Annotated in this window: 21 protein-coding genes and 8 pseudogenes; 16 read left to right on the plus strand and 13 right to left on the minus strand. The window is 69.1% G+C overall.

Translation table 11 applies throughout. The features are described 5' to 3' along the window. Positions 1 to 75 precede the first annotated feature (75 nt). Positions 76 to 418, plus strand: a pseudogene (locus NP777_RS43885) (transposase); the annotation flags it as partial. 648 nt (positions 419 to 1,066) lie between these two features. Here NP777_RS43885 and NP777_RS43890 read toward each other — a convergent pair. Both NP777_RS43890 and NP777_RS48775 read right to left on the minus strand, forming a co-directional pair. Continuing rightward, complete coding sequence (locus tag NP777_RS43890) at positions 1,067 to 2,233, minus strand: transposase (RefSeq protein ID WP_256655795.1); 1,167 nt, start codon at positions 2,231 to 2,233, stop codon at positions 1,067 to 1,069. Between the two features lie 62 nt (positions 2,234 to 2,295). Further along, positions 2,296 to 2,826, minus strand: coding sequence for a transposase (locus NP777_RS48775; protein WP_391858696.1), 531 nt, complete (start codon positions 2,824 to 2,826; stop codon positions 2,296 to 2,298). Between the two features lie 293 nt (positions 2,827 to 3,119). On the opposite strand from NP777_RS48775, the gene NP777_RS43895 reads away from it, so the two are divergent. After that, a complete protein-coding gene (locus NP777_RS43895) occupies positions 3,120 to 3,380 on the plus strand; it encodes a hypothetical protein (protein ID WP_256655796.1) in 261 nt (86 codons plus the stop codon). A gap of 170 nt (positions 3,381 to 3,550) precedes the next feature. Here NP777_RS43895 and NP777_RS48780 read toward each other — a convergent pair. Then, positions 3,551 to 3,781 (minus strand): annotated as a pseudogene (locus NP777_RS48780) (ISL3 family transposase); the annotation flags it as partial. 311 nt (positions 3,782 to 4,092) lie between these two features. After that, a pseudogene (locus NP777_RS43900) lies at positions 4,093 to 4,738 on the minus strand (type III effector protein); the annotation flags it as partial. 128 nt (positions 4,739 to 4,866) lie between these two features. Here NP777_RS43900 and NP777_RS43905 point away from each other — a divergent pair. The 5 genes and pseudogenes from NP777_RS43905 (at position 4,867) to NP777_RS43925 (ending at position 8,066) form a co-directional block, all read left to right on the plus strand. After that, positions 4,867 to 5,298, plus strand: coding sequence for an Hsp20/alpha crystallin family protein (locus tag NP777_RS43905; RefSeq protein WP_256655797.1), 432 nt, complete (start codon positions 4,867 to 4,869; stop codon positions 5,296 to 5,298). A gap of 98 nt (positions 5,299 to 5,396) precedes the next feature. Next, positions 5,397 to 5,784: pseudogene (locus NP777_RS43910) on the plus strand (DUF2267 domain-containing protein). Positions 5,785 to 5,839: 55 nt separating this feature from the next. Further along, a complete protein-coding gene (locus tag NP777_RS43915; RefSeq protein WP_256655798.1) occupies positions 5,840 to 6,277 on the plus strand; it encodes a DUF2267 domain-containing protein in 438 nt (145 codons plus the stop codon). Between the two features lie 168 nt (positions 6,278 to 6,445). Further along, a pseudogene (locus tag NP777_RS43920) lies at positions 6,446 to 7,633 on the plus strand (IS256 family transposase); the annotation flags it as partial. A 52-nt stretch (positions 7,634 to 7,685) separates the two neighbouring features. Continuing rightward, complete coding sequence (locus NP777_RS43925; RefSeq protein WP_256655799.1) at positions 7,686 to 8,066, plus strand: hypothetical protein; 381 nt, start codon at positions 7,686 to 7,688, stop codon at positions 8,064 to 8,066. A 41-nt stretch (positions 8,067 to 8,107) separates the two neighbouring features. On the opposite strand, the pseudogene NP777_RS43930 reads toward NP777_RS43925, so the two are convergent. After that, positions 8,108 to 8,236, minus strand: a pseudogene (locus NP777_RS43930) (IS5/IS1182 family transposase); the annotation flags it as partial. A gap of 443 nt (positions 8,237 to 8,679) precedes the next feature. On the opposite strand from NP777_RS43930, the gene NP777_RS43935 reads away from it, so the two are divergent. Further along, positions 8,680 to 10,194, plus strand: a complete 1,515-nt coding sequence (locus NP777_RS43935; RefSeq protein WP_256655800.1) for a hypothetical protein — start codon at positions 8,680 to 8,682, stop codon at positions 10,192 to 10,194. Between the two features lie 666 nt (positions 10,195 to 10,860). Here the strand turns inward: NP777_RS43935 and NP777_RS43940 are convergent. Further along, complete coding sequence (locus NP777_RS43940; protein ID WP_305890758.1) at positions 10,861 to 11,826, minus strand: NADP-dependent oxidoreductase; 966 nt, start codon at positions 11,824 to 11,826, stop codon at positions 10,861 to 10,863. Between the two features lie 69 nt (positions 11,827 to 11,895). Between NP777_RS43940 and NP777_RS43945 the strand changes: the two genes are divergently transcribed. Then, the gene (locus NP777_RS43945) at positions 11,896 to 12,468 is read left to right on the plus strand and encodes a TetR/AcrR family transcriptional regulator (RefSeq protein WP_256655801.1); all 573 of its coding nucleotides are present in this window, start codon (positions 11,896 to 11,898) and stop codon (positions 12,466 to 12,468) included. A gap of 176 nt (positions 12,469 to 12,644) precedes the next feature. Beyond that, a pseudogene (locus tag NP777_RS43950) lies at positions 12,645 to 13,953 on the plus strand (IS701 family transposase). 166 nt (positions 13,954 to 14,119) lie between these two features. On the opposite strand, the gene NP777_RS43955 reads toward NP777_RS43950, so the two are convergent. Next, positions 14,120 to 14,653 carry a GNAT family N-acetyltransferase gene (locus NP777_RS43955; RefSeq protein WP_256655802.1) on the minus strand — a complete coding sequence of 178 codons (534 nt, stop codon included), beginning with the start codon at positions 14,651 to 14,653 and terminating at the stop codon, positions 14,120 to 14,122. 755 nt (positions 14,654 to 15,408) lie between these two features. On the opposite strand from NP777_RS43955, the gene NP777_RS48785 reads away from it, so the two are divergent. Beyond that, the gene (locus tag NP777_RS48785; RefSeq protein ID WP_391858693.1) at positions 15,409 to 15,732 is read left to right on the plus strand and encodes a hypothetical protein; all 324 of its coding nucleotides are present in this window, start codon (positions 15,409 to 15,411) and stop codon (positions 15,730 to 15,732) included. Then, positions 15,671 to 16,621: a MobF family relaxase gene (mobF, locus tag NP777_RS43960; RefSeq protein WP_391858697.1), complete on the plus strand. Its 951-nt coding sequence runs from the start codon at positions 15,671 to 15,673 to the stop codon at positions 16,619 to 16,621. The genes NP777_RS48785 and mobF overlap by 62 nt, the downstream gene beginning before the upstream one ends. Before the next feature lie 425 nt (positions 16,622 to 17,046). On the opposite strand, the gene NP777_RS43965 is transcribed toward mobF, so the two are convergent. After that, on the minus strand, positions 17,047 to 17,418 hold the full coding sequence (locus NP777_RS43965; RefSeq protein WP_256655803.1) for a hypothetical protein: 372 nt from the start codon (positions 17,416 to 17,418) through the stop codon (positions 17,047 to 17,049). A gap of 461 nt (positions 17,419 to 17,879) precedes the next feature. Between NP777_RS43965 and NP777_RS43970 the strand changes: the two genes are divergently transcribed. The 3 genes from NP777_RS43970 (at position 17,880) to NP777_RS43980 (ending at position 19,162) form a co-directional block, all read left to right on the plus strand. Next, positions 17,880 to 18,341, plus strand: coding sequence for a YaaC family protein (locus NP777_RS43970; RefSeq protein WP_256655804.1), 462 nt, complete (start codon positions 17,880 to 17,882; stop codon positions 18,339 to 18,341). Between the two features lie 201 nt (positions 18,342 to 18,542). After that, positions 18,543 to 18,800, plus strand: a complete 258-nt coding sequence (locus NP777_RS43975; RefSeq protein WP_256655805.1) for a YaaC family protein — start codon at positions 18,543 to 18,545, stop codon at positions 18,798 to 18,800. 89 nt (positions 18,801 to 18,889) lie between these two features. Continuing rightward, positions 18,890 to 19,162 carry a hypothetical protein gene (locus tag NP777_RS43980; protein WP_256655806.1) on the plus strand — a complete coding sequence of 91 codons (273 nt, stop codon included), beginning with the start codon at positions 18,890 to 18,892 and terminating at the stop codon, positions 19,160 to 19,162. A gap of 521 nt (positions 19,163 to 19,683) precedes the next feature. Here the strand turns inward: NP777_RS43980 and NP777_RS43985 are convergent. Both NP777_RS43985 and NP777_RS43990 read right to left on the minus strand, forming a co-directional pair. Next, positions 19,684 to 19,971, minus strand: coding sequence for a hypothetical protein (locus tag NP777_RS43985; RefSeq protein ID WP_256655807.1), 288 nt, complete (start codon positions 19,969 to 19,971; stop codon positions 19,684 to 19,686). 434 nt (positions 19,972 to 20,405) lie between these two features. Beyond that, a pseudogene (locus tag NP777_RS43990) lies at positions 20,406 to 20,615 on the minus strand (helicase associated domain-containing protein); the annotation flags it as partial. Positions 20,616 to 20,970: 355 nt separating this feature from the next. On the opposite strand from NP777_RS43990, the gene NP777_RS43995 reads away from it, so the two are divergent. Next, positions 20,971 to 21,921 carry a DUF4238 domain-containing protein gene (locus NP777_RS43995; protein WP_256655808.1) on the plus strand — a complete coding sequence of 317 codons (951 nt, stop codon included), beginning with the start codon at positions 20,971 to 20,973 and terminating at the stop codon, positions 21,919 to 21,921. A gap of 136 nt (positions 21,922 to 22,057) precedes the next feature. On the opposite strand, the gene NP777_RS44000 is transcribed toward NP777_RS43995, so the two are convergent. From NP777_RS44000 to NP777_RS44010, 3 genes are read right to left on the minus strand one after another with little or no spacing between them, the layout of a single operon-like run. Further along, a complete protein-coding gene (locus NP777_RS44000) occupies positions 22,058 to 24,715 on the minus strand; it encodes a DEAD/DEAH box helicase (protein ID WP_256655809.1) in 2,658 nt (885 codons plus the stop codon). A gap of 43 nt (positions 24,716 to 24,758) precedes the next feature. Next, positions 24,759 to 24,920 (minus strand): hypothetical protein, encoded by a 162-nt coding sequence (locus tag NP777_RS44005; RefSeq protein ID WP_256655810.1) that lies wholly within the window; start codon positions 24,918 to 24,920, stop codon positions 24,759 to 24,761. Between the two features lie 49 nt (positions 24,921 to 24,969). Next, positions 24,970 to 25,281, minus strand: a complete 312-nt coding sequence (locus tag NP777_RS44010) for a hypothetical protein (protein ID WP_256655811.1) — start codon at positions 25,279 to 25,281, stop codon at positions 24,970 to 24,972. Positions 25,282 to 25,692 lie beyond the last annotated feature (411 nt).

Here is a 25,692-nt window from a genome sequence, read left to right on the forward strand (position 1 = left end):
ATCGCCGCAGCCTGAACCAGCGCGGGGCCGTTCGGCCGGGCGGCCCCGCGGAGCACTGTCCGGGAGGGCACCGTCATGCGTCACTGCCGTGACTCCTCGGACACCACCAACGCCGAGTGGGCCCTGATCGAGCTGCTGCTGCCGGCCCCGGTGTGCGACACCCGCACCGGCGGCCGCCCGGAGAGACACCCCCCGGTGCGAGATCGTCGGCGCCATGCGCTACGTCGTTACGGGTTGCAGGTGGCGGGCTTACCTGCGGATTTTCCGCATTGAAGGACGGTTTGGGGGTTCATGGCCCGCTGGGCGGCGGCCGGTGTGGTCGCACAGATCCGTGACCAGCTCTGCGGCCGGATCCGCCGCGAGACGGGAAAAGGGCCCAGGGCAGTGGCCAAACGTGATCGACTCCCAGAGGGTGAAATACGAACGGCTCGTCCAGCATTCCATGGACGCTCATCACCTGGGCGGCGATCACGCTGATGACCTGCCGCCTGATCCGCGGGAAGAAGGACCGCAGACCCCTCACCCGGTCCCTGGCCGCACGAGCCGCATGACCTTGATGCCCCCATGCGAGTGATGTCGGGAATGGGCCCGACTGGCCGGGGCAGACACGTCGCGTGGTAGCCCGACAGCAATTCTCCCCGCGGCGCCGCCGGGTGGCCCCGCTCCGAGACCGAAGGTGCTCATGCCGCGCTCCAGGCGACTCCTCGCCCGCGCGGGCATGCCGTCCGCAAGCTCCCCGGCATACCGCGGCGTCCGCGCCGCAGTCCTGGATCTCCTCCACATGACGCCCGAGCAGGACCGACGGCTCAGCGGCCGGGCATGTGCCCGATGCGGCGCCACCGACGGCCTGGACGAGGGCGGATACGCCTGCACCGCCGGCGGCCCCGACGGACGGGGCCGCCCGGGATGGCCCGTGAAGGTCTGCCACGACTGCCCGGCGGATCCTGTCTCTCCCGACATCCTGGACACTCCAGCATCCACACGACGCAGGCAATCCAGGGCCGCCCGCCTGGCCTTGTTCACGAGAACGGGTTCTGGCTCAGCTTCTGGATGCTGTTGGTGATCTTCAGGTCGTGAGTCTTTGGCAGATTCGCTGGAAGTGGCTCGTCGGTCGAGGCTCGCGGGGTGGGGCTGTGCCGGGTGGGAAGCACTCGCTGAGGCGGATGATGTTGGCTCCGGCGGCCGTCAGCACGTGCTGGACATGAGCCGTGGCCAAGTCTCGGCAGCGGCAGTGGCGGAGTCCATGAGCGTGGACGGTCTGGGAGACAGTGGTCTCGCAGCCCGCGCGGATGGCAAAGCGCCGACGCCGCTGATCGGTTTTCTGTTTCGTCCGGACCTTCGTCTGGATCTTCTGCTGGGGCTCTGGCAGAAGGAGGATGTGGCGTCCTTTGCGGTCGACGTTGCCGGTGCATGTATGCCTGTCCTCGCACTCTCTGCGGGCTTTGCGGGGGGAGAGAACCGGCAGCCGGGGGTGTCCATCGCCGAGGGTGGATTTCCACGGCGGGCTGGTCACACCGCGCGGACAGGTCAGGGTGCGGGCCTGCCAGTCGATGCGGAAGTCCTCTTTGGCAAAACCGGGCCGTTGACAGGCACGGGGATCGTCGCGGACCGGATCGAGCAGTCCGATGTCCCACCGTTGTCCGGTGCGGTGGATGCTGTCCGGAGTGATGTAGCCGCCGTCGAGGACGTGCTCTGCCGGCTGGAAGCCCTGCTCGGTCAGGCCCTGGTGGATGCGGTCGAGAGCATCGATGTCCTGTTCCGGTGCCGGCCGGGTTACGACCTGCACGGTCACGTTCGGGCCGGGGCGGTCACAGGTTTCACTCTGGTGGCCGCGGTAGCCGATCCAGTCGCGCTGTCCGGCTGCTGTGACCTTCTGGCTGTAACGGGCCTCGGGATCATGCGGGGTCACGATCTCCACACTGGACCATGGCACCCGTGCCGAGGCGGGATCAGGCCGGCCCTCTGCCTTGGTCTTGCCGGTGTTCCTCTGCCCGGTTGCCCGTCGGCCGGCCCGGTCGCGCGTGGACTTCGGTCCGCGCCGGCGCAGTTGGCCATCGCCGTCGTACCAGTACCGCTGAACCCAGGCCTGCCGCAATACCTGCACGGCGGGCAGCTCCCGCAGTCCGGGCGGCGCGTCATCCTGGTAGACGGCCCGCAGAATGTGCATGCCGTCCTCGCCGACCTTCAGAACGTAGGCGATCAGCGCGTCCCCGGCCGCGAGGCAGCCGGTCATAACGCACCGGCCGGCCATGGCGGTCTGCCCAGTCCCGGGTGACGAGCCGGGCCAGCCATTCCTCACCGTGCTCCGAGAGTTCCTCCAGCGCGGTCCGTAAGGTCTCGGCGACCAGTTCTCCCCGGTTCAGGCGGCGGACCGCGGCGAGCACATGGGTGGGGTCCGTCCGCACCCGGCCGCGGCGTTTGACCAGCCCAGCCGCCACAAGATGGCCGGCCGTAACGGCCAGCAGCCGGTCGGCCCGGTCGCCCTGGGCCATCCGGTCCCTGAACTCGCTGAGTACTGAGAAGCCGAACCCCGGATCGTCCGGCTCCAAGGCCCAGACGGTACTTGCTGTCGAGACGGCACCGCACGGCCTCGGCGGCCTGCCGGCCGGTCAGGTTCTCGGCGTACTGCAGCACGGACACCAACGCGAGCCGGGCCGGTGACCGCCTCTTTCTCCCATCAGCCGGATACCAGTCCGCGAAGTCCTCATCGACGAACAGTTCATCCAGCCGGTCCCGCGCCCACATCGCGGCCGTGCCTGGCGGATCGCTCGCCCGAGCCATCCGCACCGTCAACGGCGGAACCACCCGCCCCGCACCCGAGCCCATCGCCGTCGCGGCCTTCCGGCCGCTCGATCCGCCTCGCTCAGACAAGAGCGGCAGACCCAGACCAAGCGAGAACGGAAGACCGCACAGTTTCACCCCAACGAGCGAAGATCACCAGCAGTATCCAGAAGCTGAGCCGGAACCCGGGAGCGGACAGCGGATGTTCACCACCTTGGGTTCTGGATCGATTCCTGTGGGGCGCTCACTCTGTGTGACTATTGATCTCGGTATTGGCTCTGCGGAGGTTGCCCGAAAACAGCCGGCTGCGACCAGGACTTGGCTGCCGGTGCCGGGTCGTGAACGAGGTCATGCTGTGCCGGGAGGAGTTGCTGTTCCTGGCGACTCCAGAGGTGGCGGTGGTGTCGGCGGAAGAAGACGGCGAGGTGATCCGTATAGGGATCAGGTGTCGGGCGGCCGGCGCCCGGTGTCCCGGCTGCGGTGCCTGGCCGCGCCGGCAGATGACCTCGACTCCGGAATGGTCCTTCAACCAGTTCGCCACCCGTCTCCACGGATCGGCCGGGCGGTGGATCGACGGGGCGACGGCCGGCTCGTCTTGACCTTCAGTACTCTGGCCGGTCGCGAGCCGGCCCGGCCCGCCGGCATCACGGCTGGATACTGAAGCACCTTGTTCAGCCCGGAGCTTCGCCGACGGTGGACGAAACGTCAGCCCTTCGATCTGCTCGGTGAATGTGGTCCGTGGGCGGGCGCGTTCGCCGCACCGGAACCGCCTCACGTGTAGCCCGATCACCACGGGACGGCCTGCGACCGCACTATCGGCCGGCCGGTGCAGGTGCCGGCTGTGAACCTGCTGCGGCACAACACCACAGTCAGGGCAGCCGGCCCGCACGGACGCGGACCGAGCCCGTATGAGTACGAACTCGTCCTCGACCGCTGTGTTTTCGATCAGAGTGCCGTCGATCCGGTGGAACCACGGGTCCCGGAGGAGTACATCACCCACGGCCGTTCCTGATCGCGGTTTTGGTGACCCTCCGTTCGGGGGCAGGCGGCCGTACTTCAGTGCGTCCCCGGCCCCGATGACCGGGGTGTAGCGACGTTGCGGCTGGGCGCGACCAGCAGTGCGGCGATCGTCACGTGCAGGTTCTTCAGCCTCGCCTCGCCGCCGGTGACCGAGGTGAACGCGGTGTCGGCACCGGTCCAGGAGAACGACTCCGGCAGGGCCTCCGGCAGGGCGAGGCGGGGGAGCAGGGCTGTGTCACGTGACGGCAGGGGGATCTCACGCCATGTCTTGGGGCAACCGGTGAGTTCAGGGGGGGGTGTGAGGGGGTCGAGCCGGGCGGCGAGGTCGGGGTGGGCGGCGGCCAGGTGGGGGCGGGCGGCGGTCAGGGGGGCGATGAGGTCGGCGGGGTCGTCGTGGGCGAGGGCCGCGTGGAGCTCGCCGAGCGGGCGGCGGGCGGCTGGGGGAGGCCGGTGAGGGTGGTGATCTGGCCGGCGAGGCGGCGCAGGTCGGCGGCGTTGGTGCGGGCCCGGGTGGCGGTGGTGCGTTCGGCGGCCCGGGCCTGGCGGGCAGCCGTTACGTGTTGCTCGCCTGTGGTCCCGGCCGGGCCGGGGCGGCCGCGCAGGTAGCGGCGTTCGGCGGCCTGGCGGCTGGCGACGCCGAGGGGACGGGCGAGGTCGGCCCGGCTGGCTCCCGCGTCCCGGGCCGTTTCGATCAGGCCGGTCTCCCACCCGGCGAGCTGCTCGCGCACCTGCCGCAGCAGCATCAGGGCCGCAGCAGCATCAGGGGGGCCGGCGCCTGCTCCGGCCCGGGGCCGGGACCTTCGGGCGCGTCCGGGGACTCTCGCCGGGCGTCGCGCAGGGCGTCGTCCATGGCGTTGAGGGCCGCCGCGGCGGCGAGGAACGACGCCGGGCCATGGGCGTTCGTGCTGCTCGTGGACGGCTGGTCGGCTGCGGTCACGGGCACCTCCCTCGGATTGTCATCATGGCGACGACATCGTGTTTGTCATCCATTGGATGACATGTTACAACGGTGTCAGTGCGGCGCATTGGCAGCAACTGCCTGAACCTGCTGGAGGTGTTTTCACGATGTTGATGCGCACTGACCCCTTCCGTGAACTGGACCGGCTGGCGCAGCAGCTGATGGGCCCGGGCACCTGGTCCCGTCCGTCGGTGATGCCGATGGATGCCTACCGCGAGGGCGACGAGTATGTGGTGGCCTTCGACCTTCCGGGCGTCCCCGCGGACGCGATCGACATCGCCGTCGAGCGGAACATGCTCACGGTCAAGGCCGAGCGGCGGCCGGTGGTGAAGGCCGACGACGTGCAGATGGAGCTGTCCGAGCGGCCGCTGGGTGTCTTCTCCCGCCAGATCGCGCTCGCCGACACCCTCGACACCGAGCGCATCCAGGCCGACTACGACGCGGGCGTGCTCACCCTGCGCATCCCGATCGCCGAGCGCGCCAAGCCCCGCAAGATCTCCATCGGCGTCGGATCCGGCCACAAGGAGATCTCCGGCTGATACCGGCCGGACGGGTGCGGAGGGCGGTCGCCTGATCCGCCTCATCCCGCGCTCCGCACCCCCGTGGACAACCCGAAGAAGAAGGGGCGGCGGTCGAGATGACTCTGCGACGCGCAGCATTCCTGGGCCACGTGAAGGAACGCGGCGAGTACGACACTGCGGAGGGCGCGCGGCTCGTGTGGCACTCGCTCTCCTCGGCGCACACCTGGTCGGCGGCATCCGCACTCAGCTGACGGCGCCCCTGCCCGATGCGTTCGCCCTGATCCTGCTCAACCCGCTGACCAGCGCCGAGCCGCTGCCCCCGAAGCGGTTCATCCGCGCATCCGCCGCGTGGATCGAGGGCGCCGCCGAGCAGACCGCGGCCTGGGACGTCCCCGCCGTGCTGTCCACCGTCGCCGACGCCGGCTGACGAAGACCTGCCTCGCCAGATCCTGCTCCAGCGACCCCGGTTACGACCTGCTCTTCGGCCGCCCCCAGCCCACCTGACCATCCCGCACCCCGGTGCCCGAACACCGGCCCGCAGCAAGAAAGGCAACCCCCAGTGATCTCCGACCGGCAGGCACCGCCCCAGCAGCCGTACGGGACGGCATACGCGCAGATGCTGGAAAAGGTCCGCTACGAGGGCGCCTACCCCACCCTCGGGAGAGCTGACGAAGCCGTCCGCCTGGTTCTCGCCGGCCTGGGGCGTCAGCTGACCGGCGACGAACGTGTCGACCTGGCCGGCTGCCTGCCCCTGGAAGCCGCACGCGTGCTGACCGCGCAGATCCCCGACGCTCGACCGCTGACCGGCTGGGCCTTCGTCAAGGACCTCGCCGCCCGCACCGGCGCCTCCCTGGCCACCACCCGCTGGGATGCCGGCTCCGTCTTCTCCATCGTCGCCGTCTACGCCGGCCCCGAGCTGCTCACCCGCGTCCTCCACCAGCTCCCCACCGGCTACGCCCTGCTGTTCGGCCGCGCCGAACTCACCCCGGCCGCGTAGACGGCGAGGTGCGTCCTCGGGGCGGACAGCGACGACCGCTGCGTCACTGTCCGCCCTGGTCACATCCGGTGTGAGTGCGGCGGGATCGAGCTCGGCGACGTGTCGGGCGACCGCGTCGACGCCGGGGTGGACGTACCGCTCCAGGGCGTCGGTCGGGAAGGCACGCCCGTGCTAACCGTAGTCAATGCCGACGGTTCCACGCGGGACGGCTCCCTGCTGGACGAGATCGTCCGTGAGGGCGCGAGGCGGATGCCGGCCGCCGCATTGGAAGCCGAAGTCAACGCCTACCTAGCGGAGTTGTCCCATGAGCGGGAGGAGATGGGGCACCGCCTGGTGGTCCGCAACGGCTACCACCAGCCGCGGAAGGTCACCACCGTGGCCGGGGAGACCGAGGCCAAGGCCCCGCGGATCAACGACCGCCGCGTCGGCGAGGCGACCGGCGAGCGCACGCGGTTCTCCTCGACGATCCTTCCGCCCCGGTGCCGCAAGTCCCCGAAGATCTCCGAAGTGCTGCCGCCGCTCTACCTGCCCGGACTCTCGTCCGGGGACTTCGTCCCGGCGCCGGAGCAGTTCCTGGGCGGCACGGTCGGCCTGTCGGCCCGCGACCGTGACCGTGACCCGGCTGACCAAGCAGTGGAGCGATGACCACCGCCTTCCAGAACCGGGACCTGTCCGACCGCGACTTCGTCTACGTGTGGGCCGACGGAGTCCATCCCAAGGTCCGGCTCGGCCGGGCGCACTCGTGTGCTGGTCCTGCTCGGGGTCCGGCTGGACGGCGCCAGGGAGCTGATCGCTCTGGCCGAGGGCTTGCGCGAGTCCACCGAGTCGTGGGCCGACCTGCTGCGTGACCGCCGTCGACGTGGCATGCGCGACCCCGAGCTGGTCATCGGCGACGGCGCAATGGGCCTGTGGCGCGCTCGCCGAGGTATTTCCGGCAGCCAGACCGCAAGGTGCTGGGTTCACAAAGCCCGCAACGTCAACAACTGCCTGCCCAAGTCCGCCCGGCCCGGCGCGGCGAAGGCGATGCAGGAGATCTACGACGCCGAGGACCGCAGCCACGCCGAGAAGGCGGTCGAGGCGTTCGCGAAGACCTACGGGGCGAAGTTCCCGAAGGCCGTCGCGGAGATCGCCGAGGACCGGGACGGACTGCTCGCGTTCTACGACTTCCCAGCCGAGCACTGGATTCACCTGCGGACCACCAACCCCATCGAGTCGACGTTCTCCACGGTCAAGCTCCGCACCAAGGTCACGCGAGGCGCGGGCAGCCCGGCGGCCGCTCTCGCGATGGTCGTCAATCTGGTCGAGTCAGCTCAGGCGCGATGGCGCGCGATCACCGGGGCCCACCTGGTGTCCGTACGGGTGCACGCTTCGAGAACGGCGTCCTGGTCGAGCGCGAGGTGCAGGCCGCGTGAACGTCGACGAGATCCTGCAGAAAACGGACGAGCACGTCCGCTTCGCGGCCTGCCTCGACGCGCTGGGGCGCGTCGCCGACCCGGACGAGGTCGACCTGGTTCGCCGCGTGCTCACGGATCCGGACCAGACGATGGCCCAGGCCACGAGCGATCACCTCTTCCTGGTGCAGCGCCTGCGGGCATGGGCGCTCTTCCGCGCCGTCACGCTCAACCTGTCCTGGTCGCCGGACGGCCTGCCCGCGTCGTCCAACTGGCTCCAGCTCAAGACCGCCGCCGGGACGAACACCGAGGTCATCGGGGTCCTCGCCGAAGCCGGCCGCACCAAGCGGATCCGCAGCACCGCCAAGGCCGGCCTTACCCACCGCGGCAGGAGCTGAGATCAACTCACCCACCACTTTTGACTATTGTTCTCGGCCCGCAATGCGGGTGAGAGCCACACCAACCGGCCGCCCGGATCGGTGACCACCTGCACGTTCACCCCGTGCCGGAGGTGCTTGTGGGAGTGGTCGGCCCGGGGGCCTCGTTGGTCATCCATCCTGCCGCACTCGAAGCTCGAAGAAGCTCATTGAGCTCACAGGGCCGCGGCTTCCTCACTGCAGATCGGTCAATATCGTCCAACAATTTCTCAACCTCGTGTCAGCGTCGACAATTGCGCGCGACTAGGGTCCGTAACACGAAATTCACGCGACCTCACCGGGCGCCGCGATGTCGTGCAGCGTAGCGGTGGGCCCGTTCTGCAATCAGGGTAAAAACCGAGTCGGTTCGTGGAGGTTGGCTATGGTTGCTCGCAGGTCGGATTCTGCTTCGGGTGGCGGCGCGAGTCGTAGAGATCTGCTCAAGGCAGCAGCTGCGGCGACCGGTGGTGCCGCGCTGGGGCTCTCAGGCGTGCCGGCAGCCGCAGCGGCCGGTAAGCCGCGATCCCGTGCCGGGCGAACGCTGGTCGGCGCGATCCGCTGGGATGCCTACGCGGGCGGACAGACCATGCATGGAATGGGCACCAACCGCATTCTGTCTCCCGAGAAGTTCCACTTCCGGATGCCGTTCTTCTCCAAGATCACTGTGCCCAACCCAGTCCTGCTCGACCAAGGATTCGACACGGAGACGACGGGTGCTGCGCCGTCCGGCTGGACCGTTTCGGAGGGCACTGGCACCAGCGTGGCGGTCGTGCAAGGGCCCGATCGCGAGGGGAAGAGCGTTTATCTGCGCGACACCTCCGCCACGGGGATGGCGACGATGTCGCGCGCGTTTGCCGCGCAGAGCAGGGCCATCACCCTGCGGTGGGACTGGAAGGAGAAGGCCGCCGGCGGCTGGTCACGAGCGCTGGTCACGGGCGGATCGACTACGGTCGTCGACATCGCCACCCAACGGGATGCCACCGGCAAGCACCTCGCGTACCGCACGCCCTCCGGAACGTGGCAGGTCCTCCAGGCCATCGCAGACGACACCTGGTACTCGATCAAGGTCACCGTCGATCCGACGCCGCCTCAAGGTGCTGCGCCGTGGGTGGACATCTTCGTCGGTGGGGTGCGCAAGGCCCACCACGTCCCGCTGCTCAGCTCCCCCGCCTCATTCGGCAAGCTGCACTTCCAGACCAATCCGAACCGGACCTCTGACCTGTACGTCGACAACGTCAACGTGGTGGTGACCGAGTCTGTCAACTGCGAGGGGACCAGTCAGGAGGTCATGGACCAGGAAATCCGTTACGCAGTCGCGGCCGGGATCGACTACTGGGCCTTCGACTACTACCCGCAGCAGCCGTTGGCGCGGGCTCGGGAGTTGTATCTGTCCAGCGATCTGAACAACCAGGTCAATTGGTGCGCCATTCTGGACGGGAACTTCATGGCGCAGTACGACGCGAATCTAACGGAGCTTGTGGCGCGGTTCGGCGAGTCGAACTACCAGAAGGTCCTCGACGGCCGCCCGCTTGTCTACATCTTGAACAATGCAACCGCTGAAAAGGTCGCCAAAATGCGGTCGAAGGCGACCAGCGCAGGGTTGCCCGATCCCTACATCGTGGTCATGGGATGGACCGCGCAGGGCGTGGCAGACGTGAAGGCTACAGTTGGGGCCGATGCGGTGAGCCGCTATGCGACGGGACAGGCTGACGGGGCATCGTATTCGTCACTCACCAGTCTTGAGGCGAGTTTGTGGTCCGACTACGCAGGTGCGGCCGGGCAGGTCATTCCGACAGTGTCAACCGGTTGGGACCCGCGGCCGATGTACGAGTACCCGGTGCCGTGGGGGGTCCAGCCTTCCGATGACTACCTGGGCCTCGAGGACCAATGGACCCAGCAGGCGACGCCGACGGACATCGCACATCACCTCGGAGAAGCGATCAGTTGGACCAACTCCCACTCGGCGAATGTTCCCGCGAATGCCGTCCTCATCTACGCATGGAACGAGCACCTCGAGGGAGGGTGGATCTGCCCGACTATGCACGAGATGCAGAATTCCGGCAGACCACTGCGCCTGGACGCCATCGCCGGAGTCCCCCGAACCGCCTGACCTGAGCAAGCTGCAACACTCCCGGCGGGCTAGGTGTGTTGTCCGGGCACGTTGGTGACGGGCGACGCGCCGTGAGTGGCGGGCAGACCACTCCAAGCGCAGTTCCTCCGCCCTGCGGGCGACTTCCTCGGCCTGGGCGAGCAGCCTGTCCTCGAGGTCCTCGACGGTGCCGCTGGTGTCCGGTCCGGTGACGATGACCGGGCCGTAGAGGAGATGGTGCAGGTCCAGTCCGCGCCAGGAGCAGGCGAGTGCCCAGGCTGCCGGGTTCACCGGTAATCGCATCCCGGCTCCGTTGCCGTGGACGTGTGGGAGCGCGTGCCGGTGGTGGACGGCCCGGTCTGCGCTGCCTGCGATCAGTCTGCGGAGGACGTCGTGCTGCGCAGCCTGATCCGTTGGGAGGTCGAGGCGCGAGGAGGCGGCGTCGGGGTCGATGCGCAGTGCGCACACGCTCGCCGGGTACCGGCCGGGCTGCGCAAACGGGTCTGTGTCCGTCTGGGTTTGGTGCCGCTCGTGATGCGCGGAGCCACGCCATGGGTCTGGGCGAGGGCTAGTACTCCAGTGTGACTTCGCAATCTTGTAGGGACCTTGGTCGGGAACGGGTACGGCCACCGCGTGATCACCGGGGGTTGTGCGGACTCCTTTCGCCTGAACAGGCCGGCAAGGCGATCACAGGACGAGCATGAGCTTGCCGCCGGGGCGGCGGGATTGGCTGAGCTTGGCCGCTTCCTGGATCTGGTCGAGGGTGTAGGTGCGGGCGACCGGTACGACCAGGATGCCTTCGCCGGCGAGCCTGGCGAACTCATTCATCTGGTCGTAGCGGATCTCGGTGGTGATCCGGACGCCCAGTTCGGCTGCGGCGGCGAAGTCCGAGACGGTGAGGACACGGTCGGGATCCCCGGTCAGCCCGATCAAGGCCGGCAGCGAGCCGCCGGCCGGGCTGGGCTGGTCGGCGCGGTCGATCCGGCCCCCGGTCGGCGCGGTGTCCAGGGCGCGGTCCACGGGGCCTGGGGTCAGTGCGCTGACGCGTTCGGCCATGCCCTCGCCGTAGGCGGTCACCTGGGCGCCGATCTCTTCCAGGGCGGCGGCCCGGGTCGGCCCGGCTGTGGCGATCACCCGAATACCCCGGTGCAGCGCGAAGCGCACCGCCGCCTCACCCACGGTGGTGCCCGCGCCGTGGACGAGCAGCAGCTCACCCGGCTGGACGCCGAGGTCGTCGAGTGCGCGCCACGCCGTCTCGGCCGCCATCGGCAGCGCGGCGGCCTGCTCGGCGGTTACGCCCTCGGGAATGCGTGCCCAGGCCGGCATCAGCGCGTACTCGGCGGCGCCGGCCGTCGGGCCGTCGAAGGTGGCCGGGCCGAACACGCGGTCGCCGGTCTGGACGCCGGTGACGTTCTCGCCGAGCGCGTCGACGGTGCCCGCGACCTCGAGGCCGAGCCCGCGCGGCAGCGGCGGCAGATGGTCGGCGAGGAGACCGTCGACGACGTGCCAGTCGGCCGGTGTCAGGCCGCACGCCCGCACGGCGATCCGGATCTGGCCGGGGCCCGGCTCCGGCTTCAGGACATTGCGGAGCACGATCACGTCCGGGGATCCGAATCGGTCGAACTGAAGAGCCTTCACGATGATCTCCTGCATGATGACAGCATCTGTTGTCATTGACCCTAGCACCGTGACGACAGCGTCTGCTGTCATATCCTGGTGGGCATGCCACGATGGGAATCCGACGCGCAAGGCCGGCTCGAGCGCGCGGCGCTCGAGCTGTTCGAGACCCAGGGGTTCGAACGCACCTCGGTCGCGCAGATCGCGCGCACCGCCGGTCTGACTGAGCGCTCCTTCTACCGCTACTTCCCCGACAAGCGGGAAGTCCTCTTCGCCGGCAACGAGCTAGAGGCTCACCTCGTCGCCCAGGTCGAGGCGGCCGACCGAAGTCTCAGGCCGATCGAGGCGCTGCTGACCGCGCTAGGGACCGCAGACGAGATCTTTCGCCCGCGCGAGTTTCTGCTGCGCCGCATCAAGGTGATCGCCGCCAACCCGGCACTGGCCGAGCGCGATCTGATCAAGCTCGCCGACATCGCCGAGGCGCTGGCTCGGGCACTCGAGCGCCGCGGCGTCGAGCCCGGCAAGGCACGCTTCATCATCGACGTGGCGATTGCGATTTCCCGGCGCGCCACGTCCCGCTGGCTGGCCGAGCCGGACGCGACGCTTTCCGAGCTCGTCGCCCAGGCCGTCGCTGAGCTGTGCGAGGCGGTCGCGCCGCCAGCTCCGACGGTCCGCTGAGTCTGCCGCAAAGAGGAGCAGCGCCCACCTGGTACTCCAGTCTGACCTCGCGATCTTGCAGGGAACCCGGCTGGAAACGGGTAAGGCCCACCACGTGATCATCGGCGGTTGTGTGGACTCCTGAAGATCTTGCGGTGGCCGCAGGCCAGAGCGTAGACCCTGCCCGCTGTCGAGCGATGTTCGACCAGGTCATGACCCGGATCGCGGGCCGGTCCGGCCGAGTTGAGCCACGGGCGACCGCCCGCGCCTATCTGCTCGGACTGCTATCGGGTGTCGAGCGGAAGAACTGCCGGCAGCTGGCCGAACAGGCGGGCCATAGCCGGCCCGGGCCGATGCAGCGCCTGCTGCGCTACGCCCGCTGGGACGCCGATGCCGTCCGCGACCTGCGTTCCTACGCAGCCGACCACCTCGGCACCGACGGCGCGGTGCTCATCGTGGACGAGACCGGCTTCGTGAAGAAGGGCCACGCCTCGGCGGGCGTGCAACGGCAGTACACCGGCACCGCGGGACGCATCGAGAACAGCCAGGTCGGCGTGTTCCTCGCCGTTGGCCACCTGCCGGGGACGGGTACTGATCGACCGTCGGCTCTACCTGCCCGAGCACTCCTGGTGCACCCATCTCCAGCGCCGCCGCGAGGCCGGCATACCCGACGAGGTGCAGTTCGCGACCAAACCTCACCTGGCCGCAGAGATGATCGCCGCCTCACTGGAGGCCGGCATCACCGCCTCCTGGGTGACCGGCGACGAGGCCTACGGCCAGGATCCCCAGCTCCGCGCCGCTCTGGAAGCACGGGGCCTTGGTTACGTGATGGCCGTCGCCTGCTCCACCCGGGTCCGGATCAACCACGGCCGCACCCCTGTCCGCGTCGACGTTCTCGTCCGTCGCCTGCCCGCCACGGCCTGGCAGCGGCACAGCGCCGGGGCAGGGGCGAAGGGCCCGCGCTACTACGACTGGGCCCGGATCCACATCGGCAGCGACAGCCATCGCCACCTGCTGATCCGCCGCAACCGGACCACCGGCGAACTCGCCTTCTACCTGTGCTGGTCACCCACCAGGGTGCCCCTGGCGGAGCTGGTCCGCGTCGCCGGTGTCCGCTGGAGCGTGGAGGAGTGTTTCCAGACCGCCAAGGGCCAGGTCGGCCTCGACGATTACCAGGTCCGCAACTGGACCGCATGGCACCGGCACAGCACGCTCGCCATGCTCGCCCCGGCTTTCCTGACTGCCGTCGCCGCCAGCGCGGCCCCGGACCGGCCCACCGACTCGCACCACCCCGCCCGCAGCAACGATCCGATCCCGTTGACCGTCCCGGAGATCCGCCACCTGTTCGCCGCTGTCCTCAACCCACCGGCCGTGACCGCGACCAGACTGCTGCACTGGTCCATCTGGCGCAGACGCCACCAGGCAACAGCTCGTCGCAGTCACTATCAACGGCGGTCCCCTCGACGAACCTGCTGGGTAGATCACGAAACCGCACTGGAGTACTAGGCCACCTGATAGGGCTCTTTAAAATTGGCTCTGGCCGCGGTTCCCTGAAAGTGCAGGTCAGCGACGGAAATGTAACATCCTTCGCCTGAGTGTCCGTTCCGTGGCGATCAGGCGGGGCCGTACGGACAGCGGTCGGCGTCTTGTGATGATCGATGGCGCGGCCGGTTCATGCCTGGAACTCGGTGAGATCGATGGTGTGAACGTGCAGCGGATAGGCATACACCGGGTGCGCGGTCTCTCGCTCGGGCACCATGCCGAGCTTTCGGATGATGTTCTCGGAGGCGTTGTCACCCACCCGGTTGATGCTGATGATGTGGTCGAGGCCGCGGTCCTGGAGTGCGAACTCCAGTGTGGCGTGGGCGGCTTCGGACGCGTATCCCTGGCCCCAGAACTGTGAGCCGAGCTGCCAGCTGATTGTCACGGCGGGCAGTACCTCCGGCAGGAACTCGGGCACGGACAGACCTGTGAAGCCTGCGAGTTCACCCGAGGCCAGCAGCTCGACGGCGAAGAGTCCGAAGCCCTCCTCGTCCCACTCCTCCTCCCACCGCTCGATGGCCTCTGCCGTGTGGTCCAGGTCGCGCACCGAGCCGTCGTCGATCCAGCGCATGACTTGCGGGTCCGCGTTGATGTCCGCCATCGGCGCGAGGTCGTCGTCATGCCAGCGACGGAGGAGGAGGCGGGGTGTGCGGATCTCGGTCATGGCGGCCATCCTGCCGAAGGCAGCGGCCCTATCGGTAATCCGGCGCTCGCCCGTGCTTCCGCTCCGGTACGCAAGGCATCAAGCTGCCTGCACCGCACATCGTGACGGGTGAGACGTCGGGCCGATGGCCGGGCAGATGACGTGCCACTTCGGCAGCGGAAGCGGGGCAGGGCCTCGTACGTGGGCACGGCGATCTCCTCCGGGAAGCACGAAGCCCCCGGGCGGTGCCGAGGGCTGTAGGTGTCTTGCTTGGGGTGAAGGGAGTCGGTGACGTGGTGCTGGCTGGAGCGTCTTTGGCTGGTGGCCGGGGGAGTGGTACGTAGATGGGCGGTGGTTGACGCTGCTGGCGGTTTTGAGGTGTGTGGGGTGTGGGTGGTCGGCCGTTGCGCAGTATTCGCACGACCTCGTCAGGCGTCGGCGTAGAGGACCCGCATTACTTCCGTCCACTGGTCGGGCCGGGTCGTCTGGCAGCCGGGGCAGCGGCGTCCGGTGACCCGCTCAGCCGGTCGGACTGCGCGGAGCGGACTTGGTACACGTCTTCCAGCAGCGGCGTGCGGCACAGAGCGCGGGGCTTTTCCGTACCTGGTGATGTTCATGCGCGGGAGAGTGCACACCCCGGCTGCTTACCGTCTCGGGCCGGCGAGGCGGCCCGCCTGGCGGGCGCTGCGGCAAAGACCTGATGATGGCCTCCCACCCGGCGGGAAGCAGCGCCGATCGCGCTTTTCCGCAGCTCAAAGGCGGGGTTCCATGGCCCGGTGCTCAGCAAAGCGAAGGTCCGCCCGGGCAGCTGGCTGTACTACTTCCGCAGTGTGATGGTCGGCGACGGCCAACGCGCTGCGGGCACGCCGCTGCGCGCCGCCCAGGACGAAGCCGGTGTTCCGCCCGGAGTCTGGAAGGGCCGGGGCATGGCCGCGGTCGGTCTCGCGTCCGGGGACGTGGTGACCGAGCGGCAGGCCGAACTGCTGCTGGGAGAAGGCCGGCCGGCACCCGGACGCCGACCGGATCGAGCGCGAGCGCCTGGAGGCGGGCGACGACCCAGCGAAGGCCCGACGGGTGACCGTGCTGGGCAGACCCATTGAGCACCACCAGTCGCCGGAGACCGACAAGGCCAAGGAGCGGACTTTCTGGCTGGCCATTGACCTGACGTTCCGGGCGCCGTCGACGGGGCAGATCGCGTGGGCACTGGGTGATGAGGAGACCCGCCTGGTGCTGGAGCTGTGCCAGGACATCGCCCGGGACAAGACGCTGGCGTGGCTGGAGGAGTCAGTCGCGGAGATCCGCTGGGGGAGCGGCGGCAAGCACCGCAAGCCGGTGAAGGGCGGGCTGATCGTCGCGGCGTTCCGGCACTACGAGTCCAGAGCCGGAAAGCCACTGCTGCATGACCATGCGGTCGTCTCGATCCGCGCCCGGCGGCCGGACGGCAAGGGGACGTGGGGCCACCTGTCCACGGACTCGATGCCGGAGCACATCGTTGCGGCCGACACCCTCTACACCCTGACCTTCATGGAGGAGGTCTCCGCCCGGCTCGGATGGGCGTGGGAGCCGCGCGAGGTGACGCCCGGCAAGCGCCCGGTCATGGAGATCGCCGGGATCGACCAGCGGCTCATCGGATGGCAGTCGACCCGCCGTCAGCAGATCGCGGACGCGCTGCCCATCCTCCTCGCCGAATACGAAGAGGCACAGGGGCACCCGCCGGGCGAGCGCGCCGCCTACGCGCTGAACCGGCAGGCCGCCGACCAGACGCGCCCGCCGAAGCGCAAGGTGGCGAGGCCGCTGTCAGAGCTGCGCACGCGGTGGCGCGCGTCGGCGATCGGGAAGGTCGGCGCCTGCGTCGTCTACCGGCTGATCGAGCGGGCCCGGGCGGCGGCGGCCGTGGTGTGGGCGCGGGTGCAGCCGGTCGTCGACGTCGCCCTGGCTGCCGTGGACATCACCGCCGTGGTGTACGTGATGAGTCGCGTTTTCCCTTGACCGGGTTCGCTATCCGGCGCGTTCTCCCTGGACCGATCACGCTGCGGGTGCCGAACAGACCGCGGACAAGGGGGTGCGAGATATAGGCGCCCGCCCGCTTGGAGTGCGCGCCCGGCGTGGCGCACGATGCGGTGGCGCGCACCACGATGCGCACGCGATGCGCGCGGCGCGGAACATCGTCCGACGGTGCTGCGCACCCAATGCGCACCACCGCCGTCCAGGGTGCGCGCACCGGCCGGTGCGGGGTGCGCATCGGGGCCTGGCCCACGCCGACGGCCGCGGCTTCTGCCCGCCGTTGCTCATATCCCACGCACCACTTCGGATGAGGCCAGCGGGCGCCCGTGCCAGCCTGCCGTGGCCAGCTTTCCAGGGTATGACTGACCATGTGACCACGGGCGGCCGAGGCCCGGCCCGGGGCCTGTTGGTCACTGGCGGCCCGGCCCGGCTGACGTGCTGGCGCCGGCGTGTGACACAACGCCAGCCCGCCGCACTCCGAGACGTTCGGCGGCCTGGTCGGGGCCGAGCGGGGCAGCGGAGGCGACCAGCGCGGCCAGGTCCTCGCGCTCACACACGGCGTCGATCTCGTCCGGGTTGACCAGCGACCCGTCGGGGTTCCCGCTGAGGTGCGTCAGCAGGCCGCGCGCGATGAACCGGCGGACCACGAACGCGGTGACGTTCGACCGCTGGCCGTACGCGGCCGGGTTCGGTGTGCCGAGCGCCTCGGCGATCCGGTCCGCGGCGATGCTGCCCGCGATCGGCTCGCGGGGGATCGCGGCCCGGACCGTGTGCGGGTCCATCGCCTCTACAGCGGCCCGCGACCACGTCCAGGACGAGGCGTCGGGGGCCGGGACGAGGCCGGTGTGCCGCGCCCACCGGAAGGGCTGTGATCGGTATCCGGAGGCGTCCAGCCGCCTGGTTTTCGTCGTACTCGGTGCGTCGTGCCATGGGGATCGTCCTTTCTTCGTCGTCACCCCGGAGCAGGCGAACATGACTGTGACAGAATGCATGAAATGCTGTCAAGGTGCTTTAAAATGAGGCAAATTGGACTCATTCGCTTAGATCCGCGCCCGCGTACGCGAAGGAGAAATTCACCCGCGTGGGCTGCTCGGCGCCGGGTAGCGTCCCGGGCCATGGACATCCACGTGGACGCCGATGAGGCGTGAGAGCGGCAGCGGGCCAGTCGCTGGAATCCACCGGGGAGGGCTGGACCGGGCTCGCGCCGCAAGACCTATGCGGCGGCCCTGGAGCAGGCCGGCAGATGTTCCGAGCTGCTGCCGTCGTGGGCCCCGCCACGCGCCCGCTCCAGGTCTTCTACGGCCTCAGCCAAGCCGGCCGCGCCATCGCGGCCGCCGCGGTGACCCTAAAGAGCGAGGACTGGCGGCTGGTCACCCACGGGATCAAGACCACCGGCTTCGACCGACCTTTCCCCGATATCGAGATCCGCACCGACCCGCCAGACACCCAGGGCAGCTTCGTACGGGTCAGCGAAGTGCTCGACTCCCCGGTATGGAAGAGGGACCCGGTGCGCCTGGAGGACGTGTGGGACCTGCTGCCCTCGAACCTCCGCTACCCGCTCACCATCAGGGACCGGCTCACCCCGATGTACGTGGACGAGGCTAGCGTCGGCACGCACGAGCACTCCCTCTTGAGCGTCGATGTATGCAACATCCCGACCGGGTCATGGACGCTGGCACCCGTGAGGCGCTGTCCGACTTCCTGACCTCGTATCCGGCTGCTGCTCAGTACGAGAGCTACGTGTCCACCCACGCTCTCAGCCTCGGGCTGGAGGCGCCTCCGGAATACCGTCGGTACGACCACGGCGGGGGCGAACTGACGATCAACTGGCGGATGCCCCAGGGGGGCGGGAACACGACTCGACGGACTGGCGACCGGAGCCGAACGGCTGGCCCACCTGCGGGCCATGACCCGCGGCTACGCCGGAGACCGGTACTTCCTGCCCGTCCTCCCGCCGATGAAACGGGAACTGCACCCGCTGATGGCCTGGTGGGCGGTCCTCTACGCGCTGGCCATGCTCGCCCGCTACCAACCCGCAGCCTGGGGCACGCTCATCAGCGTCGACAACACCCAGCACGCAGTCCCGATCGAACGGCTCCTGGAACGCGCCATCAACCACCTACCCGTGCTGATCGCGGACACCATCACCGAGGTGAGCACCTAACCCGGGCAAGCTTGGACCGGCGGCGCGGGCAAGCCCAGGGCCGCTCTGCGTCAGCGCGCACTGTCGGTGGTGGCTGCCAGGCTGGACGAATGGACCGTGATGACGAGCAGCTGTTGCGCGGCCGGGTCTACGGCGCCGACCACGACCACCCGGGCCCGCGTCCGGACCGGCGCTACGTTGAGCTGGTCGGCGGCCCGCTGGACGGCTTGCTGCTCGACATCACCGGCTGGACACAGGACCAGGTCGGCGCCGGCGTCGCACTCTCCACCGAGCTGGGGCAGTTCGGCATCGGCGGCCGGGCCCTGTACAACCCGCGCCCCGGCGACCCGGACCGCTGGGACTGGACTGGCGACACTCCCTGACCGTCCCGGGCCGACGCACCCGCCGCCCGCCTGGCCCAGAGCACGCTGGGAGGCATGAGCAGTGCACCGATCCTCGTGCACCGGCCCTCCATCTCGGGCAGCCGGAGAGCCACCGTGCACAGCAGCGGCCAGGACCCTGGGTGCTGCGCCCCCGGTGTACTGCAGACGGCCTGCGGCGTCATAGCGGCCCAGCAGCACCGTCCGGGGCGCGGCGCGCCGCCTCAGCCGCTCCAGCCCCGCGCCGGGCGAGGCGCCGCCCGGATCTCGGGGAACGACACCGCGCACGAGACGGGCGTTCGCTGCCTGTCCTCCTCATTCATCCAGCGGATTGTTCCGAATTGCTCGCAGGCCGGCCACGAAGAGCCGCTCTGACCCGCCTCCTCCGCCAAGAGCGTGCCTCCCCAGATGGAGAGGCACCTGGCAGAGCGTCCCTGAAGGCGCTCAGACAGCCACAGCGGAGCACGCGGGGTGCAGCCGTCGTGCCCGGCACCGTAGCCGCCGGGCTCCGGGCACGACGGCAGTCACATGCCGAGCACGCGGCGTACGACATCGGCCGGGTCCAGGCCCAGCATGCAGGCAACGACGACTGCGCCCGGGACGAGCGCGGTGATGCTGCCAGCTTTGTTGGCGAAGCCCTTGACGAACTCCTCGCCGGACAGTTTCACCAACTTCCAGGCGATGGCACGCGCACGGGCGGCGATGAGACGCAGACGCCGGGCGAGGCGCGACCGACTCGGGTTCGCGGGTACGGCGGCCTGATGTCCAAGGGAGGGCTGCACGGGCAGCGCGGAATCGATGTCCCGATGCATGGTGGGACTCCTCTGTGCGGGGAGAGCAGGGAACACGGACACCTGCATGGTGTCGTCCGCGGGGGGATGTGCGCCGCGCGGTCGGCGGTCTTCTCGGACAGACGAGCTGTCGTCCGCGGAGAGAAGCCGCGCGGTCGGCCCAGCCCTCACCAGATGTCGTACTCGTGTGAGGCGCAGTGAGATCAGCGTGGCACAGATGTCACGTGGCATTGCCCCTGCTCCCTTCTGAGCTCGTTGACCGGGCAGTTGGCCCGTGCCGTCGTGGTAGAGCCGTCTTCACTCCCTGGAGTCGTTGGCTGGGCCGCGGACAGTGGGAGTCGGTGAGAAATCTGCGAGCCACGTCGAAGGCCCGCCCCGCCCCGGCCCGGGCCTTCGACGCTGATTTAGTTATGGGGCAGAGAGCTCCAGATCTCTGGGTGGGCTCGAAGATTTCTCTATGTCCACCGCATGCCGATTTCGGACAGCTGCTCTACCCGCTCCGGCGATAGGGCCGCGGCCCTGCTCCGCTGATTTCCGATCCACCCACCCAGCCGGAGGTCCCGCTCCTCCTGGTCCTCGCCAGTGACCCGCTCGACGTGCTTCCTCGGCACCCGCAGATGCCCCTCGCGCCTGTAGAACTGCTTGGCGGCCTCGCAGCTCATCGCCCACTTGTCGGCCTGCGTGCGGCGCGGCTGCGGCTTCGGCTACGCGGCATTGCGCGGACTTGCCACCCGACTCGGATCCCACAGCGGCTGCACGTCTCGCTGGACATTGCACATCGACGACGATGCGTAGCGTGAACGTCCACACAGGAAGAGCAGGGACATGGGCCAGACGACATCCGGCCGCTCGCCAGCTGCCGCACCGCTGTCCGGCAGTACTCCGCGAAATTCGGTGACACTCTCTGCTTGCTTCCGTGTATGACTGGCGCGGACAGCCATAAAGGGGGGAAGGCAGCCGGTGGGTAAGGCGTCGTCGGGGAAGCGCGCGGCCAAGGTCGGGGGAACTCGGGATCACACAGTGCCGCAGATGTACCTGAAGCACTTCGCTCAGCACGTAGCACGCCGCAAGTACGAGCTGAAGGCGCGACGGCTCGACAAGATCAACGAGCCGTTTACCGTGACGCCTACCAACATCGCTGCCGAGACCGGCTACTACTGGGGGATCAGTGCCGCGGGGGTCCCTCACCACGCTGCAGAGGAGCTGTTCACCTCCCTCGAAGGACGCGCCGACACAGTACTGAAAGCCCTCCTGAACGACCCGGACTGGGCGCTCACGCCGCATTGGCCGTTGAGCCCGGACCAGCGCCATGTCCTCGCCTGGTGGATGGCTGCCCAGATCCTGCGCACCACGCGCCAGCGGAAACGGCTTACCCACCAGCAGACCCAAGCACCGGACATCACCGGCCTCCCGCAAGAAGTGCACAACCTCGCGCAGAACAACCCCCACCTGCGCTACATCGTCGAGAACATCGCCACGTTGACGCTCACCCTGGAAGCACGTCCGTGGGCGCTCGGCTTCAGCGACATGTGCCTGCTGACCAGCGATACCCCGATCGCCATATGGAACCGCCCCGACGACGAAGACCAACTGCGTGCCGCCGCACTGAGCGACATCCTGCTCCCGCTGGACCCTCACCGCTTTCTGTTCCTACCCGGCCCCGCTACCCGGGGCGCCGACCGGCGTAAGCACGTTGACCACTTGATGCACGCGGAGGGCGCCATCGGCTTCGCGCTCGTGGAGGTGGCGTACGACGTGGCTGACCAGTTCGTGATCCACCACCCGCAGCACGACCCCTGGAAGCATTGGGAGCCGAACAGCCCCGGCCAGCCCAAGCCGTGGGACGGGCAGACGCACTCTGCTCCTCAGTACATCTTGGAGTACGGCGTATTTCCGCCCAGTCAGAACATTGAACGTCGCTGGACCGTGGAGCATCCACCGCCTCGCTCCCCAGACGTATTGAGCCCCTGACCTGGAAAGCGGACCTGTGTTGCGGCCCACGTTGCACCGGGTCCGGCGCCAGAAAGCGAGACAAAGCCCCGGGGCTACGCTTCCGTTCCAGTGGTCGTCGCTGACCTTCCAGCTCAACGACGAGCGAGGCAGCGTGTCACGCCCAGTCCATGCCCAGCTCCGCGAGCGCGGCGAGCTGATCGGCGCCCAACCGGTCCCTTCTCGATTTGGTGTTCGAAATCCATACGCCGAGCTTCACGACCACTGGCTCGGCCTCGCCGTCGACCGCGATCTGTTCGCTGTGCCCCCTCGGCACGGGCCGGTCGCCTTCGCGCTCTTTCCACTGTGTGAGGGCCGCGAGGCCGCGCTGGAACGCCGCCTGTGCCTTGCTCGGACCCTTCGCCGTGCGAGCGGCTGCCGGAGAGGGAGGCGGGACCTCAGCTGCCTTGATGCCCAGTGCGGTCAGCCGCTTCTGCTGCTCGGGCAGGAGCTGCGCCCAGGTGCCCGGATCCTGCTGCCGCCACCTCCAGGTGCCGATGTCGTCGCCCTCGAAGGTGACGCCAGGCGCAATGTAGGGCAGGTGGCCGTCGGCGTCGACCAGGTCGGCGAGCACTCGGTAGTGCCGCTGCCAGCTCAGCGGCCACGGGCAGTTCCAGTCCGGGTCGATCGCCGCCAGCTGCTCCGCGCGTGCGGCGGCCCGCTTCGGGTCCTTCCCGAGGCCGCCTTTCCGGCGCAGGTTCGCCATGTGCTGCCCGATGGGCACCATCGCCTCGTCCTCGCCCCACACGGCGTCCTGCCGCGGGGCGAGGTGCCCGGTGGCCCGCCGGTAGGACCGCAGCGCGGCGAGCTTGTTTTCCCAGGCTTCCTCGCCGGGCTCCCAGACCATCCCGGCCTCCGGCAAGTCGAGCAGCTCTTTGCGCCGCGGCTCCAGCTCACCCGCTCGCAGCGCCTTCCTCTGCTGGTGCACCCACCTCCCAAGCGGAAAGGCCTTCGTCGTGCCAACCTCGGTCTCGACATCGTAGGGAACTGCGTACAGGCCGGTGATCTCATTCTCCTTCCGCCAGCGGAGCAGGGCCTGGTAGCCCTCTAGCCACACCAGGGACTCCGGCCGGTACACCCGGGTGCGCAGGAATGCGGCGATCGTCGCCACGTCCCGAGGAGAGGAGAAGTGCAGCAGCGCCGAATCGGCGGCGGCCTGGGTGTCGTCCTGCTCCTGGTCCTCGCCCACCTCGCCGCCGGCCCCGACGATCCGCCCGTCTTCGTCGCGCCGGAGGTGCATCTTGCGCTTCCCGCTGGTGAGGGCGCGGGAGGCGAGCTGCTCGACCAGGCGCTCATCGTGCGAGCGCAGGCCTTGCAAAAAGGCTACGAGGGGGCGGAACGAGGCGGAGGCGACCATGTCGGTGGGGTCCTCGTCGGGCTCCAGGAAGACCGGCACGATGATGCGGGCGATCTTCGTGCTGCCGTCGCGGTTGAGCCTGAGGGCGCGGCCGATGTTCTGCACGATCTCTACCTGGGAGCCGCGGGTGTCGGCGAAGCAGACGGCCTCGACTCCCCGCTCGCCGGTGATGTCCACGCCTTCCCCGAGCACGCGACAGCTAGCGAGGAACGCGCGGTGGACGCGCCGGTTGTTGGCGTCGATGCCGCCTGCGAACTGGCGCAGGACTTCGCGGCGCTCGGCCACGAGGTGGTCGCCGCACAGCCACGCCGACCACACGCGGTCTGGGGGTACGTGACGGCCGGCCTCCAGGTCGTAGAACTCCGCGTCGATGGACGACTTCGGCAGCTCCTCCGCCTTCGCCAGGTCGTCATGGGAGGCGTCGTTGACATACAGCTCCGCGGCCGTATCCGGCATCTTCTCCGCGAATGCGGCGGCCTCCTCCACCTTCTGGTGGAACGTCATCACCGTGCGCAGGTTCCACCTTGCGGCGTGCTCCAGGAACGCGGTCTGCAGGAGAGCGAGGCGCCGGCCCCGCTGTGCCTCCTCCGACTCTCCTGGGGCCGGTGAGGGGTCGCGGATCTCCAGCACGTCGATCTCGAAGCCCGCGAGGATGCCTCGCTCGATCGCCTCGCTCAGCCCGAGTTCGGCAAGCCAGGGGCCGTAGGTCTGGGAGTCCTGGCCCATCGATGCGATCTCCAGCTCCTGGCCGTCCGCGCCCTTCTGCGGCCGGGGCGAGGCCAGGATGCGCGGGGTCGCGGTCAGGTAGAGCCGGAAGTCGGCCGGGATCCGTTGATTGTCGTGGATCGCCGCCCACGGCCTCCCAAGATCACCTGCGGTGCCGTGGGCTTCGTCGATGATGGCGAGGTCGAAGCCTGCCATCTGCTGGCCATAGAGGCGATCCCCGCCCGCCAGAGCGGCCTCCAGCGGCCCGCGAACCTTCCGCTGGCCCATCGGGTCGTCGAAGTCCTCGCGGTCCACGAGAGAGGCGTACGTGGCGAACACGACCACGGGCCCCGACCCTGCCCACAGGGCGAGCTGGATCGGGTTGGTGGTGGTGCGCACCCCCAGCTCGTTCAGCACCGGGTCGTTCTCCAGCGAGCACACCGCCACCATCGGCGCCCGGTGGTCCACCAGGCGCCACGCCTGGGCGGTCTGCACCAGCAGATCCAGGGTCGGCACGGTCACGAGGATCCGCCCGCCCGGGAAGCACTCCAGCGCGCACGCAGCCGCCGTGATCGTCTTGCCCGAACCGGTCGCTGACACGATCGTGCCCCGCGCCCCCTCCGGGGGCACAGATGACCTTGCAGGGAATCCCACCCACTTGCGGAAAGCCGCCTTCTGGTCAACCTGGTGTTCCTTGAGCTGAATACCCGGCATCTAGAAATCCTCCCCTAACTCGTTTTCTGACCGCTTTGGGAAATCACCGGGACGGCGTGAAGGGCGGGACTGACACCGTACCGTCCTCGCCCACCACGATCCGTTCGGCGAGCTGCGCCAGGACCTGGGTGGGCATGAGCCCGGCCCGGTCGGCTGCCGCCCGGATCAGCCGGCCGGGCGCAGCGGACAGCCACAGCTCATCCACCCCCTCCCGACGCCGCGCCTCGAAGGCGGCCCGCGCCGCGAGAGCACCGTCACGCCGCTCTTCGCAGCTCCTGAGCCCACGTGGAGCCCTCGGTGTCCCGGTCCGGCTCGTACGCGCTCCAACCGGCCTGAGCCATCAAGTCCCTGACGCGCTGCCACTCCACATGCTTTGCCGCCCAGATGGCAGCCAGCTGCTCCGGGTTCGTCTCGAACTCGGAGAAGGAACCGCCCCGCCTCAACTGCTCCGCTGTCTCACGCTCGCGGGCAGCAGCCTCCGCGACCTTCTCCGCAACGGCGGCCATATCGAGGCCGTTTGCCTGGCGCCTAACCTGATCCCGCGCCACATCCTGAGCACTCCACATGCGGGTTCCCTTTTCCTGCTGGCTTGGACATCGGCCCGGCCGTGGGTGGTTGGGGATGTCCTGTGTTTTCGCCAACGGTACATGCTGCATCAACTTGATGCACCCTCTACACTGGAACCCACTCGAACGAGCGCCCCCCACCTTTCCTAGCCAGCCCGGTCCGCGCCAGCGGGCCCTAACGGTTCTGGAGGCGCAGCCGGAAGGACCGTCAGGCGAGGGAGCGCAGCGGACCCGCCCAGGAGTGCCTCGCGCTCCCTCAACTCCTTTACTGGAGGCCTTACTAGGCGCACCATCAGGACCTGATCGCCATGGCCGCGCGTCGCGCGGCCAGCCGGGCGCGCAGCGGCCGGCCCCACCGGTCACCGGAGCGCAGCGGAGGTGACCGCCCTCGCATCGCGAGGGCCAGCGGGA

The organism is Streptomyces rugosispiralis, from assembly GCF_024505145.1.
Taxonomy (GTDB): Bacteria; Actinomycetota; Actinomycetes; order Streptomycetales; family Streptomycetaceae; genus Streptomyces; species Streptomyces rugosispiralis.

Bases quoted from the DNA above. Each gene is read 5' to 3' on its own strand.
- NP777_RS43890 (WP_256655795.1), bottom strand. From the start codon at position 2,233: ATGACCGGCTGCCTCGCGGCCGGGGACGCGCTGATCGCCTACGTTCTG.
- NP777_RS44010 (WP_256655811.1), bottom strand. From the start codon at position 25,281: ATGTGGAGTGCTCAGGATGTGGCGCGGGATCAGGTTAGGCGCCAGGCA.
- NP777_RS43980 (WP_256655806.1), top strand. From the start codon at position 18,890: ATGGACCGTGATGACGAGCAGCTGTTGCGCGGCCGGGTCTACGGCGCC.
- NP777_RS43945 (WP_256655801.1), top strand. From the start codon at position 11,896: ATGCCACGATGGGAATCCGACGCGCAAGGCCGGCTCGAGCGCGCGGCG.
- NP777_RS43975 (WP_256655805.1), top strand. From the start codon at position 18,543: ATGACCCGCGGCTACGCCGGAGACCGGTACTTCCTGCCCGTCCTCCCG.
- NP777_RS43970 (WP_256655804.1), top strand. From the start codon at position 17,880: ATGTTCCGAGCTGCTGCCGTCGTGGGCCCCGCCACGCGCCCGCTCCAG.
- NP777_RS44000 (WP_256655809.1), bottom strand. From the start codon at position 24,715: ATGCCGGGTATTCAGCTCAAGGAACACCAGGTTGACCAGAAGGCGGCT.
- NP777_RS43940 (WP_305890758.1), bottom strand. From the start codon at position 11,826: ATGCAGGAGATCATCGTGAAGGCTCTTCAGTTCGACCGATTCGGATCC.
- NP777_RS43905 (WP_256655797.1), top strand. From the start codon at position 4,867: ATGTTGATGCGCACTGACCCCTTCCGTGAACTGGACCGGCTGGCGCAG.
- NP777_RS43935 (WP_256655800.1), top strand. From the start codon at position 8,680: ATGGGCACCAACCGCATTCTGTCTCCCGAGAAGTTCCACTTCCGGATG.
- NP777_RS48775 (WP_391858696.1), bottom strand. From the start codon at position 2,826: ATGGGCTCGGGTGCGGGGCGGGTGGTTCCGCCGTTGACGGTGCGGATG.
- NP777_RS43965 (WP_256655803.1), bottom strand. From the start codon at position 17,418: ATGGACCCGCACACGGTCCGGGCCGCGATCCCCCGCGAGCCGATCGCG.
- NP777_RS43985 (WP_256655807.1), bottom strand. From the start codon at position 19,971: ATGCATCGGGACATCGATTCCGCGCTGCCCGTGCAGCCCTCCCTTGGA.
- NP777_RS43955 (WP_256655802.1), bottom strand. From the start codon at position 14,653: ATGACCGAGATCCGCACACCCCGCCTCCTCCTCCGTCGCTGGCATGAC.